Source organism: Serratia sp. HRI (assembly GCF_010119335.3).
Classification (GTDB): domain Bacteria; phylum Pseudomonadota; class Gammaproteobacteria; order Enterobacterales; family Enterobacteriaceae; genus Serratia; species Serratia nevei.
Genome location: NZ_CP083690.1, coordinates 3,555,448 through 3,568,141 on the forward strand (window position 1 = coordinate 3,555,448; position 12,694 = coordinate 3,568,141).

The following is a 12,694-nucleotide window of genomic DNA, read 5'->3' on the forward strand; positions in this document are numbered from 1 at the left end:
CAGTCAACAACGCCACAGCGTGAAAGACGAAGGGGATAACCATTTGATTCAACAGAGGAGTGACAACATGTCTCAGGTTGAGAACAAAGCCGGCGTCAAGCCGCAGGATCTGTCGATGGAAAATTGGGTGGAGTCGCGCATCGCCCGGTTCGAAGGCCGTAAATACGACTGGAACGCGCTGAAATTCCAGGCCGACTTTGACCCGAAATACCGCCGTGCGCAGATGCGCTACATCGGTACCGGCGCTACCGGCGTGGCCAGCGACGCCAACACCATTCCGGCGGGCAATTTCACCTTCTCCACCATGGTGCTGCCGTCGAAGTGCGAGGGCCCGCTGCACCTGCACGACGACGTGGAAGAAGTGTTCTTCATGTTGAAAGGCAGCATCACGCTGATGATTCAGGATGGGGAAGAGTATTACGAAACCAGGCTGAAAGAGCGCGATCTGATCTCGGTGCCGGCGGGGGTGTATCGCGGCCTGTTCAATCACGGCGAGGAAGAGGCGCTGATGTGCGTGATGCTCGGCACCGCCAAGCCGGAGATCCCGACCTATCCGGCGGATCACCCGCTGTCCAAAGTGAAGCGCAACTGATGAACGGCCTGGCGCAACGCCAACGGGCGCGCTGCGGGGCGTACACCCTGAGCTGGCGCGAGGCCGGGCAGGGACGGCCGGTGGTGTTGCTGCACGGCATCAGCTCCGGATCGGCCTCGTGGATCAAGCAGCTCAACGATAGCGGCCTGACGGACGGCCACCGTCTGTTGGCGTGGGATGCGCCGGGCTACGGCGGCAGCCTGCCGTTGGCGGATCCTCAGGCCGATGCCGCCGGTTATGCGGCGGCGTTGGCGGCGCTGATTGATGAGCTGCAGCTGGCGCAGCCGCTGATCGTCGGCCATTCGCTGGGGGCGCTGATCGGCAGCGCCTATGCCGCCGGCTATCCGGACGGGTTATGTGGATTGGTGTTGGCGGATCCGGCGCAGGGCTATGCCACGGCGCCGGAGGAAAAACGTCGGCAGGTCTATGGCCAGCGCCAACAGATGATAGAGACGCTGGGGCCGGTGGGCTACGGCGAGCAGCGGGCGGCGGCCTTGCTGCGTGAAGGGGCGGATCCGCAGGATATCGCCTGGGTGCGCAACGGCATGCAGCAGCTCGATCCCGACGGTTTTCTGAGTGCCGCCTGGATGCTGGCCAACGACGATATCGGCCGCTATCTGGCGCGCTATCGCGGCCCGCTGGAAGTCTGGTGCGGTGAACAGGATCGCATTACGCCGCCGGAGAAGGCGGCCGAGTTGGCGCGTGAGCAGGACGCGACGCTGCGTTTGATCGCCGCCGCCGGCCATGCCAGCTACCTCGACGCGGCGGCGTGTTTCAACCGCTATCTGCGGGACTTTACGGGAGCAATCCAACGATGAATTTTCAGCTTGAGAATCGGGTGGCGGTGGTGACCGGCGGCTCGTCGGGCATCGGTTTCGAAACCCTGAAGCTGCTGCTGGCCGAAGGGGCGAGGGTGGCGTTCTGCGGCCGCGATCCGGACAAACTGGCCGGCGCAGCAGCCAGCCTGCGCGCGGAGTTTCCGCAGGCGGAGATGCTGGCGCTGCGCTGCGACGTACTGGACGCGCAGCAGGTGGCGCAGTTCGCTGACCAGGTGACGGCGCATTTCGGCGGCGTGGATCTGCTTATCAACAACGCCGGTCAGGGCTTCGTCGCCCATTTTGACCAAACGCCGCGCGAAGCCTGGCTGCATGAGGCCGAGCTGAAGCTGTTCGGCGTGATTAACCCGGTGCAGGCGTTTTTACCGGCGCTGGAACGATCGGACATCGCGTCTATCACTTGCGTGAACTCGCTGCTGGCGCTGCAGCCGGAAGAACACATGATCGCCACCTCGGCGGCGCGCGCCGCGCTGCTCAACATGACGCTGACGCTGTCGAAAGAGCTGGTGGGCAAAGGCATTCGCGTTAACTCGATCTTGCTGGGGATGGTGGAGTCGGGCCAATGGCGCCGCCGTTTCGACGAGCGCAGCGATAAAGATCAAAGCTGGGAGCAGTGGACGGCGGCGATCGCCGAACGCCGCGGCATCCCGATGAAGCGCCTCGGCAAGCCGCAGGAGCCGGCGCAGGCGCTGCTGTTCCTCGCTTCGCCGCTGGCTTCCTTTACCACCGGCGCGGCGCTGGACGTATCCGGCGGCTTTAACCGCCATGTGTAGCAGGGGCCGATAAAGATGAAGAAGATCATGATGATTGGCTACGGCGCGATGGCGAAGGAAGTGATCGCCCGTTTGCCGGAAGGCGTGGAGGTCGGTTGGATCCTGGCGCGCGCGGCTCATCATGCGGCGATCGCCGAGGCCTTTGGCGGGCGGGTGCAGGCGTTGACCCATCCCGAGCAGTGTTTGCAGCGGCCGGATCTGGTGCTGGAATGCGCCAGCCAGCAGGCGGTGGCGGAGTTCGGCGAAGCGGTGCTGCAGCGCGGCTGGCCGCTGGCGCTGATTTCGACCGGCGCGCTGGCGGACGCCACATTGCAACAGCGGCTGCAGCAGGTTTGCCGCCGCCGTCACGGGCAGCTGATCGTGTTGTCCGGTGCGGTGGCGGGGATGGATGGGCTGGCGTCGGCGCGCGAAGGCGGGCTGGAAAGCGTGACCTATCAGGCCAGCAAAAGCCCGGCCAGCTGGCGCGGCAGCCCGGCGGAGCAGCTGATCGACCTCGATGCGGTGAGCGAAGCGCAGGTATTTTTTGAAGGGTCGGCGCGCGAAGCGGCGCGTTTGTTCCCGGCCAATGCCAACGTGGCGGCCACCATTGCGCTCAACGGCCTGGGGATGGACGCCACCCGGGTACGCCTGCAGGTCGATCCCGCCACCCGGCGCAATACCCATCGTCTGCAGGTGTGCGGCGACTTTGGCGAATTTCACATCGAGCTGAGCGGCACCCCGCTGGCGAGCAATCCCAAAACATCAACCCTGGCGGCGCTGAGCGCGGTACAAGCCTGTCGCCGTCTGGTGGACGGCGGTTTTATTGCCTGAACGGCAGGAGCGGAGCATGGAACGATTGAATATTTTTGTCGCTGGGCGCTGGCGTGAAGGGCGCGGCGAAGAGATGGCTTCGGTATTCCCGGCCGACGGCAGCGTCAACGCGCGGCTGCGTGCCGCTAACGTCGAGGACGTGAACGAGGCGGTAGAAGCGGCGGAACGCGCCTGGCGCGCGCCGGAATGGCGAGGGCTGGTGCCGCACCAGCGCGCCTCGATCCTCTACCGCGTCAGCAACCTGATTCTGGCGCAGCAGGAACAGTTGGCCGAGCTGCAGACCCGCGACAACGGCAAGCCGCTGGCGGAAACCCGCGGGCTGGTGGCCAGCGCGGCGGCGACCGCGCGCTACTTCGCGGCCGCCTGCGAGGTGTTGGAAGGCGAGCTGCCGACCCCGCGCAGCGCCGAGGTGATGACGCTAAGCCAGTATCAACCGATGGGAGTGATCGCCGCCATTACGCCGTGGAACTCGCCGATCGCCAGCGAAATGCAGAAGGTGGCGCCGGCGCTGGCGGCGGGCAACGCGGTGGTGCTCAAACCGGCCGAAGCCACGCCGCTGATGGCGCTGAAGCTGGCCGAACTGTTCGAACAGGCGGGCCTGCCGGCCGGGCTGCTCAGCGTGTTGCCGGGCAAAGGTTCGGTGATCGGCGAGGCGTTGGCGCGCCATCCGCGGGTGAAAAAGATCTCCTTTACCGGCGGGACCAGCACCGGGCGCCATTTGGCGCACATCGCCGCCGACAAGCTGATCCCCACTTCGCTGGAATTGGGCGGTAAGTCGCCGACCATCGTGCTGGAGGACGCGGATCTGGAGCAGGCGGCGCGCGGCATCTGCTACGGCATTTTCAGTTCCGCCGGCCAGGCGTGCATCGCCGGTTCGCGGCTGTTCGTGCATCGTTCGCTGTATCAGCCGCTGCTGGCGCGCTTGACCGAACTGACGGCGGGGCTGCGCATCGGCAACCCGCTGGTGCCGGGCGTGCATCTCGGCCCGCTGATCAGCGCCAAACATCGGCAAAGCGTGGCGGACTACGTGGCGCTGGCGCGGCAGGAGGGCGGCCGGGTGGTCATCGGCGGCGAAGCGCCGGCCGATCCGCAACTGGCGAGCGGTAGCTATTACCTGCCGACCATTATTGAAGGCTTGAACAACGACGCCCGCGTCTGCCAGGAAGAGATCTTCGGCCCGGTGCTGGTGGCGCTGCCGTTTGACGATGAGCAACAGCTGATCGAACAGGCCAATGACTCGGTGTACGGCCTGGCGGCCGGCATCTGGAGCCGTGACTTCCCTCGCGCGATGGCGCTGGCGGAGCGGCTGGAAACCGGCACCGTCTGGGTCAATACCTACAAAACGTTCTCGATTTCCACGCCGTTCGGTGGTTTCAAGGAAAGCGGGCTGGGTCGCGAAAAGGGCCTGAACGGCATCAAGGCCTACATGCAGCAGAAAAGCGTGTATCTGGCGCTGAGCCATCAGGTGAACCGCTGGAGCGACTAGGCCGACACCTCTACGCATAACCCTAATAACGAATACCCTAAGAAGGCAGATGATGAGCGATAAAATCACGGTTGGCGAGGCGATAGCCCGGACTCTGGAACAGTATGCGGTGTCGGCGATGTACGGCATCATTTCGATTCATAATCTGCCGATCGCCGATGCGGTGGGGCAGCGCGATAAAATTCGCTTCGTGCCGGCGCGCGGCGAAGCGGGGGCGGTCACCATGGCCGACGCGCACGGGCGTTTCTCTGGCCTGGGCGTAGCGTTGACCAGCACCGGCGCCGGCGCCGGCAACGCGGTGGGGGCGATGATTGAGGCGCTCAACGCCAACACGCCGCTGCTGCATATCACCGGCCAGGTGGAGAAAGCCTATCTGGACGCCGACGCCGGTTTTATTCATGAAACCCGCGATCAGCTCGGCTTCCTGCGCGCCTGCTCCAAGCGCGCTTACCGGGTCAATTCGCCGGAGCAGGCGGTGGCGGTGATCCAACGGGCGATCCTGGATGCGCAAACCGTGCCGTGCGGCCCGGTGGCGGTCGAGATCCCGATCGATATTCAAAGCAGCCTGGTTTCCCGTTCGGTGCTGACCGAACCGTTGGCGCCGGCGCCGCTACCGAAGGCGGACGATGCGGCGGTGGAACGGCTGCATCAGCGGCTGAAACAGGCTAAGCGTCCGCTGCTGTGGTTGGGTGGCGGCGCCTTGGCCTGCGGCGACGCGGTGCGCAAGCTGGCAGACGCCGGCGTGGCGGTGATCTCCAGCACCCACGGGCGCGGCATTCTGCCGGACAGCCATCCGCGCAGCCTGCGGGCGTTCCATAACTCACCGAGCATCGAAGCGATCCTGACGCAGTGCGATCTGACGCTGGTGGCCGGTTCGCGCCTGCGCAGCAATGAAACCCGTACCTGGACGCTGCCGCTGCCGCGCCCGCTGGTGCAGATTGACATCGATCCGGCGGCGGCCAACCGCAACTATCTGGCCGATGAACAGATCAACGGCGACTGTGCGGCGCTGTTGGCGGCGCTGGCGGCGCGGCTGGCCCCCGGCGAGAAGGTCAATGCCGAGTGGGATACCGAGATCGCGGGGGCGGTGCGGCAGGCGGAGAGCGCGCTGCGCCAGCAGTCCGGTGAATACGCCAAACTCAACGACGCCATCGACGCCGCGCTGCCGCAGGACGGGCTGTTGGTACGCGATATCACCGTTTCCGGCAGCGTCTGGGGCAGCCGGCTGTTCCGGGCGATCTCGCCGCTGTGCAACATTCACTCGCTGGCGGGCGCCATCGGTATGGGGCTGCCGATGGCCATCGGCACCGCGATTGCCAACCCGCAGCGCAAGGTGGTGGGGCTGGTGGGCGACGGTGGTCTGGCGCTGGGCCTGGGCGAGTTGGCGACCATGGCGCAGGAACAGGTGAATATCACCCTGCTGATCATGAACGACGGCGGTTATGGCGTGATGCGCGGCATTCAGGACAAGTACTTCGCCGGGCGCCAGTATTACAACGAGCTGCACACGCCGGCTTTCACCCAGATCGCCGAAGCGATGGGGCTGAAAGCCTGGAAGGTGGACGCAGCGGCACAGTTCAACGGCGTGCTGGCCGAAGCGATCAACTACCCGGGGCCGTCGGTGGTCGAGGTGGACATGAAACAGGTTGGGCCGCTGACTTTCGCCGGGCCGCCGCAGAAAACGCTGTATTAATACGATAAAAAACGCCCGGCGATTGCCGGGCGTTTTCGTGGTTATTTCTCTGCCGCGATGCGATCGCGGATGTGCTGCGCACGCGCTTGGGAAGAAGGGTGGTCGTCGAACAGGCTGCTCTGGCGGCCGGCTTCCATCTGGGCCAGCTTCTCGAAGCTGGTGGCCAGGCCGTTCGGATCGATGCCGCGCTTTTTCAGCAGATCGAACGAGTAATCATCCGCTTCGCTTTCCTGCTTCTGTGAAAACTGGGCGCTGACCAGCTTCTCGCCGATGTCCGCCAGCTGCGACTGCGACAGCGAGCCGATGACGCCGCCGGCGGAGGACGCCGCGGTGCGCAGCGCCACGGTGCCGTAAGCTACCTGCATCGCCTTGCGGGTGTGGCCCAGCGCCACGTGGCCCATTTCATGGCCCAGCACGCCTTCCACTTCGTTGTCGTTCATCATGTCCATCAGGCCGCTGTAGACGCGGATGCAGCCGTTGGCCATCGCCCAGGCGTTGACGTCTTTGGTCACGTAGACCTTGTAGTTGGCCGGGGTGCCGTTGATGTTGTCGCCCAGCGCCGCGGCGATTTTGTTGAGACGCTTGGCGTAGGTGCTGTCGGCCGGCGCGATTTGTGCCTTGCTGTCCATCTCGGCACAGGATTTATCACTCAGGGCCTTAACGTCGTTGTTGCTCAGGGTCGCCGCCTGGAACGCCTGGGCGCCGGACTGCATCAAGGTTTCGGTATTCAGGTTTTGACAGCCGGTTGCCAAGGTGGCAATGCCCAACGCAATCAAAGAGGTACGGATCTTCATAACGCCATCTTCCTGTGAAGGTAACAAGGTAAAAGAATCATTTTGCTTGGAGGAAATCTTGTCGCAAGAGCCTAGTGTACGTCAGACGGGGCGAGAATAGTGTTATTCCGAAAAAGCGTCCAATCGTGCTAATAAGTGGTGAACTCGCTCTCATTTGGCATTAGGGATTGCCGTTGTGATGTGGAGTCTGAGAAAATAGGGAACTTGACTGCTTTTTTTATCCGACCTGGAGTAAAACATGTCCTCTCGTAAAGAGCTTGCCAACGCCATCCGCGCACTCAGCATGGACGCCGTACAAAAAGCAAATTCCGGCCACCCGGGTGCCCCTATGGGCATGGCGGACATCGCCGAAGTCCTGTGGCGTGACTACCTCAACCACAACCCGACTAACCCGCACTGGGCTGACCGCGACCGTTTCGTGCTCTCCAACGGCCACGGCTCCATGTTGATTTACAGCCTCCTGCACCTCACCGGCTATGACTTGCCGATGCGCGAGCTGGAAAACTTCCGTCAGCTGCACTCCAAGACCCCAGGGCACCCGGAGTACGGCTACACCCCAGGCGTTGAAACCACCACCGGCCCGCTGGGCCAGGGCATCGCCAACGCCGTCGGCTTCGCCATCGCCGAACGCACCCTGGCGGCGCAGTTCAACCGCCCGGGCCACGACATCGTTGACCACCACACCTACGCCTTCATGGGCGACGGCTGCATGATGGAAGGCATCTCGCACGAAGTCTGCTCTCTGGCCGGTACCCTCAAGCTCGGCAAGCTGACCGCTTTCTACGATGACAACGGCATCTCCATCGACGGCCACGTCGACGGCTGGTTCACCGACGACACCGCCCTGCGTTTCGAAGCCTACGGCTGGCACGTGGTGCGCAACGTTGACGGCCACAACCCGGACGCCATCAAGGCCGCGATTGAAGAAGCGCGCAAGGTGACCGACAAGCCGTCGCTGCTGATGTGCAAGACCGTTATCGGCTTCGGTTCGCCGAACAAGGCCGGCACCCATGACGTGCACGGCGCCGCGCTGGGCGCAGCCGAAGTGGCCGCCACCCGCGAAGCGCTGGGCTGGAAATACGCCGCCTTTGAAATCCCGCAGGACATCTACGCCCAGTGGGACGCCAAAGAAGCCGGTCAGGCTAAAGAAGCGGCCTGGAACGACAAGTTCGCCGCCTACGCCAAGGCCTTCCCGGAGCAGGCTGCCGAGTTCAAGCGCCGCATGAACGGCGAGCTGCCGGCCGACTGGAAAGCCGACGCCAAAGCGTTCGTGGAAAAACTGCAGGCCAACCCGGCCAACATCGCCAGCCGCAAGGCGTCGCAGAACGCGCTGGAAGCGTTCGGCAAGGTGCTGCCGGAGTTCCTGGGCGGCTCTGCCGACCTGGCACCGAGCAACCTGACCATGTGGTCCGGCTCGAAAGCGCTGAACGTTGACCCGGCGGGCAACTACATTCATTACGGCGTGCGCGAGTTCGGCATGACCGCCATCACCAACGGCATCGCGCTGCACGGCGGCTTCCTGCCGTACTCGGCGACCTTCCTGATGTTCGTGGAATACGCCCGCAACGCGGTGCGCATGGCGGCGCTGATGAAGCTGCGCAACGTGTTCGTCTACACCCACGACTCCATCGGTCTGGGCGAAGACGGCCCGACCCACCAGCCGGTGGAGCAGCTGGCGAGCCTGCGCGTGACCCCGAACATGAGCACCTGGCGCCCGTGTGACCAGGTGGAGTCGGCGGTGGCGTGGCAGTACGGCATCGAGCGCAACGACGGCCCGACCACGCTGGTGTTCTCGCGCCAGAATCTGACCCAGCAGCCGCGCACTGCAGAGCAGCTGGCGAACGTGTACCGCGGCGGCTACGTGCTGAAAGACTGCGCGGGCACGCCGGACGTCATCCTGATTGCCACCGGCTCCGAAGTGGGCATCACGGTGGAAGCGGCGGACAAGCTGACCGCGGCGGGCCGCAAGGTGCGCGTGGTGTCGATGCCGTCGACCGACGCGTTCGACAAGCAGGATGCGGCGTACCGCGAGTCGGTGTTGCCGGCGGCGGTAACGGCGCGCGTGGCGGTGGAAGCGGGTATCGCGGACTACTGGTACAAGTACGTGGGCCTGAACGGCGCCATCGTGGGCATGACCACCTTCGGTGAGTCGGCGCCGGCGGAGCAGCTGTTCGCCGAGTTCGGCTTCACCGTGGACAACGTGGTGGCCAAGGCGCAGGCGCTGCTGAAGTAAGCGGCCTGGCGCAAGCCGATAAAAAAGCCGGTCATCGTGACCGGCTTTTTTTAGGTTCATCGCGCTTTACCGGGGAACGCTGCTTTGATTTTCAGGAAGAAGTAAGCGTTATCCCGGTATCCATAGGCCATCCGCTTCATCACTTTTATCTTATTGTTCATCCCTTCCAGCACGCTGGTATTCAACCTGTGTCTGGCACTCGCGATGATGCCACCGGCATACCCTTTCAGTTTCTCGGCGAAGTGTTGCAACGCCTTGATTCCGCTTTCCTGAGACTGCCTGTACCAGCTTATCCAGCGTCTCTGCGCCTCTTGTTCACTCGGGGCGTACCACAGTTCTTTCAGCGCTGTTTTCATCAGCCAGACCACATTCAACGGCTGATTCGCCTCCAGCAACTCCGTGAGCTTTACCTCATGCCCTTCGGGCAGGTTTTCGGGGTTGCGCAGCAGCAGCCAGCGGCTGCGTTTGATGACCTGACGCGATTTTGGGTTATCACGGAGTTGATTGGCCTGGTCGACGCGGACCCGGTCGATAACCTCCCGGCCATACTTTGCCACCACATGGAACAAGTCATAGACCACTTCCGCCTGCGGGCAGTGATGCCTGACCTCCAGGTCTAACGCCGTATTCATATCCATGGCGACAGACTGGATAGCGGCACAGCCTTCAGCGCCCAGCCAGACGAAGAAGGGGCGGAAGGCCGCTCTGCTGCGGCCTTCGCCCACCCACAACACCTGTTGCGTATCCGCATCCATCACCACGGTGGCATAACGATGTCCTTTGAACAGGGCGAACTCATCCATCACCAGACGGCGGAGGGTATGGCGCTGCGGCTCTGTCCGTTCCCGCAGCAGACGCCGGTAGTCGATATTCTTGACCGTATGCCAGTGCAGGCCGGTGAGTTGTGCAACATGTTTAATCGGCAGTAAACGGACCAGTGACTCAACCCATACGGATAGCGTCGTGGTATATCTCTGGCGTTCAGGCAACCAGCTGATTTTTTCGGTGGTGACCCCGCAATGTTTTTTTATGGGCGTAACCCGCGCTTACGACGCGGCGTTGGCGCTTTCGACGCTGCGCAACCGGTCATAAGCCGCCGCCAGCAACAGCACCAGCAGCGTAGGCTGCAGCCAGACCAGACCCTGTTCGGCCAGCGGCAGCTTATCGAACCAGACGGGCAGCAGGCCGCTGAAGCTGGAGGCCTTCAGGCCGTCGGTGAGGCCAAACACCAGGCTGGTGGCGATCACCGGCGCGAAGACGCGCTTGGCGCTGCGCCAGCGGTTCTGGCTGAAGCTGAGCAACACCAGCGCGATGCAAGGTGGATAGATCGCCGTCAGCACCGGCAGCGAGACGCGGATCAGGTTGGTCAGCCCCATGTTGGAGACCAGCATGGCGAAGAGGGCGAGGATAACCACCAGCGTGCGGTAAGAGAGCGGCAGGTAGCGAGAGAAGAAGTCCGCGCAGGCGCAGGTCATGCCGACCGCCGTCACCAGGCAGGCGATGAACATCAGTACCGCCATAAAGACGCTGCCCAGATCGCCGAAGGTGTGTTGCACATAAGCGTGCAGGATTGCCGCGCCATCCTGAGCGCCACTCTCGACCAGGCTGCCGCTGCCGGCGCCGAGTTTGAACATGCAGATATAGACCAGCGTCAGGCCGACGCCGGCGATCAGGCTGGCCCACAGGGTGTAGCGCAGCAGCAGGCCGCTGTCGCTGACGCCACGCGAGCGGGCGGCGGTGACGATAATCGAGCCGAACATCAGCGCCGACAGCGTGTCCATGGTTTGATAACCCTGCACGAAGCCGGTGGAAAACGCCGATGCCTGATAGCTGCCAACGGCGGAGACCGGTTCACCGGCGGGCCAAACCAGGGCGGCGATGCCGAGCGCGGCCAGCGCCAGGATTTTCAGCGGCGCCAGAATATGGCCGACGTTATCAAGCAACCGGCCGGGATACAGCGAGACGATCATCGCCAGGCTAAAGAACAGCAGGCTGTAGATGAACTGCGGTAGGGCGCCGTCGCCGGTGAAGGGCGCGATGCCGAGGGCGAAAGAGACATTGGCGGTTCGCGGCGTGGCGAACAGCGGGCCGAGCGCCAGATAGCAGACGGTCGCCAACAGCAGACCGGCGGTGCGGCCGATGGGGCCGGTCAGCAGGCTGATGCTGCCGCCGACGCGCGCCAGCGCGATCACGGCGATCACCGGCAAGGCGACGGCGGTCACCATAAACCCGAGGGCGGCCGGCCACAGATGCTCGCCGGACTGCAGCCCCACCAGCGGGGGGAAAATGATGTTGCCGGCGCCGACAAACAGGGCGAAGGTCATAAAGCCCAGGGCGATAATGTCTTTCGGGGATAAATTCTTGGTCATAACGGTATGGCACTGCCTGTATTCATGAAATAAACGGCCTGCTGCGGAATGGATAACTGCAGAGGGCAGGCGCAGAGGGCAGCGAGCGCCCGCAAAATTTTCGTCCGGCAGGATATAATAATTCGGCGACAAAAACCTGATTAATCCAGCGCTGTTTATCCTGGCGTGAACCGGCCGCACAGAGGGATCATGGCGGCCGGCCCGGCGGCGCGTTAGCTCGCGCGCGCCACCATGTCTATCGACAGCGGGATTTCGATATGCGGTTTGAAAGAGTCATACGCGAAAGAGACGTGGCCGTCTTCGACCGGTTTGCGGGTGAAAAAGATCAGCATATCGCGGGTCGAATGCCGGCGTTTGTCCTGCGCTTCCACCGGTGAGAGGCTGTGTTTGCGTTCATGATCGACAATCAGCAGGGTATCGAGGAAATGCCGATGCTGTATTTCGCCCAAAATCCATTCTGGCCGGGCCCGATCGAATTTGATCCCGCTGGTTTCGCGCATATCGTGAATAAAGGTCTTGGCGCTGTCGTCGGTCATGTTGTCGCAGCCGAGGAAGGTCGTCATGGTGTGGTCGACGCCGTCGCTGTGCACGCCTTCCAGCGCCGGTTCGCCCAGCATCTGCGGCGTGGTGACGGTGCGCAGGTTGAACACCGTGCAGACGAACTTGTTGATCTCCTGATTAAGCCGAGCGCGCGGCGTCACGCTCACGCCATCGATCACGTAGGCTTTGAATTTCATCAGCGCCTGGAATGCCGTATTCAACTGCAGATCGTCGTTGATGCCGCGAAAGTGGCGCACCTTTCCCGAATCGTAACGGATGAAGTCTTCCTCGACTGAGAGCACGAAGGGCTGGAACTCCAGCCGCTCAATCTGGGCGCGATCGAAGTCGAAACAGAAGCGGCCGTTTCTGGACTTGCGGAAAGGCAGCGTGGGATCGTCCGCCAGATTGCCGCTGACCTGCTGCAGCTTGGCGAAATCTTCCGGCCGCGCACCCAGCGCCAGCAGGATCGCTTGCATGGTGGCGCCGGGGATAAAGGCTGAACGGTGTTCCTGATACGCCTTCTTAACTTCATCAAGCAGGGATAACTGTCGCATTTCTCGGGGGCCTC

10 protein-coding genes and 1 pseudogene are annotated in these 12,694 nt (G+C 63.2%); 7 read left to right on the forward strand and 4 right to left on the reverse strand.

Features of this window, described 5'->3' with window-relative positions:
• Window positions 1–67 precede the first annotated feature (67 nt).
• Genes GF111_RS17025 through GF111_RS17050 form a run of 6 tightly spaced genes read left to right on the forward strand, consistent with a single transcriptional unit; the run spans window position 68 to window position 6,190 of the window.
• Window positions 68–592 carry a cupin domain-containing protein gene (locus GF111_RS17025; RefSeq protein ID WP_004937634.1) on the forward strand — a complete coding sequence of 175 codons (525 nt, stop codon included), beginning with the start codon at window positions 68–70 and terminating at the stop codon, window positions 590–592.
• Complete coding sequence (locus tag GF111_RS17030; protein WP_055317620.1) at window positions 592–1,410, forward strand: alpha/beta fold hydrolase; 819 nt, start codon at window positions 592–594, stop codon at window positions 1,408–1,410. The genes GF111_RS17025 and GF111_RS17030 overlap by 1 nt, the downstream gene beginning before the upstream one ends.
• A complete protein-coding gene (locus tag GF111_RS17035; RefSeq protein WP_048234653.1) occupies window positions 1,407–2,201 on the forward strand; it encodes an SDR family oxidoreductase in 795 nt (264 codons plus the stop codon). The genes GF111_RS17030 and GF111_RS17035 overlap by 4 nt, the downstream gene beginning before the upstream one ends.
• 15 nt (window positions 2,202–2,216) lie before the next feature.
• Window positions 2,217–3,011 carry an aspartate dehydrogenase gene (locus GF111_RS17040; RefSeq protein ID WP_060442711.1) on the forward strand — a complete coding sequence of 265 codons (795 nt, stop codon included), beginning with the start codon at window positions 2,217–2,219 and terminating at the stop codon, window positions 3,009–3,011.
• 16 nt (window positions 3,012–3,027) lie between these two features.
• Window positions 3,028–4,497, forward strand: a complete 1,470-nt coding sequence (locus GF111_RS17045; RefSeq protein WP_038874270.1) for an aldehyde dehydrogenase — start codon at window positions 3,028–3,030, stop codon at window positions 4,495–4,497.
• 52 nt (window positions 4,498–4,549) lie between these two features.
• The gene (locus GF111_RS17050; protein WP_038874268.1) at window positions 4,550–6,190 is read left to right on the forward strand and encodes a thiamine pyrophosphate-binding protein; all 1,641 of its coding nucleotides are present in this window, start codon (window positions 4,550–4,552) and stop codon (window positions 6,188–6,190) included.
• A 41-nt stretch (window positions 6,191–6,231) separates the two neighbouring features.
• On the opposite strand, the gene GF111_RS17055 is transcribed toward GF111_RS17050, so the two are convergent.
• Window positions 6,232–6,984, reverse strand: coding sequence for a M48 family metallopeptidase (locus GF111_RS17055; RefSeq protein WP_019456034.1), 753 nt, complete (start codon window positions 6,982–6,984; stop codon window positions 6,232–6,234).
• Between the two features lie 238 nt (window positions 6,985–7,222).
• Here GF111_RS17055 and tkt point away from each other — a divergent pair, with 238 nt between their 5' ends.
• Window positions 7,223–9,217, forward strand: coding sequence for a transketolase (gene tkt / locus GF111_RS17060; RefSeq protein WP_049274185.1), 1,995 nt, complete (start codon window positions 7,223–7,225; stop codon window positions 9,215–9,217).
• A gap of 56 nt (window positions 9,218–9,273) precedes the next feature.
• Here tkt and GF111_RS17065 read toward each other — a convergent pair.
• The 3 genes and pseudogenes from GF111_RS17065 to GF111_RS17075 all read right to left on the reverse strand — a co-directional run.
• Window positions 9,274–10,236: pseudogene (locus tag GF111_RS17065) on the reverse strand (ISL3 family transposase); the annotation flags it as partial.
• 27 nt (window positions 10,237–10,263) lie between these two features.
• Entirely contained in the window at window positions 10,264–11,586 is a 1,323-nt protein-coding gene (brnQ, locus tag GF111_RS17070; RefSeq protein WP_047729885.1) for a branched-chain amino acid transport system II carrier protein, read from the reverse strand.
• 212 nt (window positions 11,587–11,798) lie between these two features.
• Window positions 11,799–12,680: a 2OG-Fe dioxygenase family protein gene (locus GF111_RS17075; RefSeq protein ID WP_038871106.1), complete on the reverse strand. Its 882-nt coding sequence runs from the start codon at window positions 12,678–12,680 to the stop codon at window positions 11,799–11,801.
• Between the last annotated feature and the right edge of the window lie 14 nt (window positions 12,681–12,694).

Bases quoted from the DNA above. Each gene is read 5' to 3' on its own strand.
- GF111_RS17025 (WP_004937634.1), top strand. From the start codon at position 68: ATGTCTCAGGTTGAGAACAAAGCCGGCGTCAAGCCGCAGGATCTGTCG.
- GF111_RS17030 (WP_055317620.1), top strand. From the start codon at position 592: ATGAACGGCCTGGCGCAACGCCAACGGGCGCGCTGCGGGGCGTACACC.
- GF111_RS17035 (WP_048234653.1), top strand. From the start codon at position 1,407: ATGAATTTTCAGCTTGAGAATCGGGTGGCGGTGGTGACCGGCGGCTCG.
- GF111_RS17040 (WP_060442711.1), top strand. From the start codon at position 2,217: ATGAAGAAGATCATGATGATTGGCTACGGCGCGATGGCGAAGGAAGTG.
- GF111_RS17045 (WP_038874270.1), top strand. From the start codon at position 3,028: ATGGAACGATTGAATATTTTTGTCGCTGGGCGCTGGCGTGAAGGGCGC.
- GF111_RS17050 (WP_038874268.1), top strand. From the start codon at position 4,550: ATGAGCGATAAAATCACGGTTGGCGAGGCGATAGCCCGGACTCTGGAA.
- GF111_RS17055 (WP_019456034.1), bottom strand. From the start codon at position 6,984: ATGAAGATCCGTACCTCTTTGATTGCGTTGGGCATTGCCACCTTGGCA.
- tkt (WP_049274185.1), top strand. From the start codon at position 7,223: ATGTCCTCTCGTAAAGAGCTTGCCAACGCCATCCGCGCACTCAGCATG.
- brnQ (WP_047729885.1), bottom strand. From the start codon at position 11,586: ATGACCAAGAATTTATCCCCGAAAGACATTATCGCCCTGGGCTTTATG.
- GF111_RS17075 (WP_038871106.1), bottom strand. From the start codon at position 12,680: ATGCGACAGTTATCCCTGCTTGATGAAGTTAAGAAGGCGTATCAGGAA.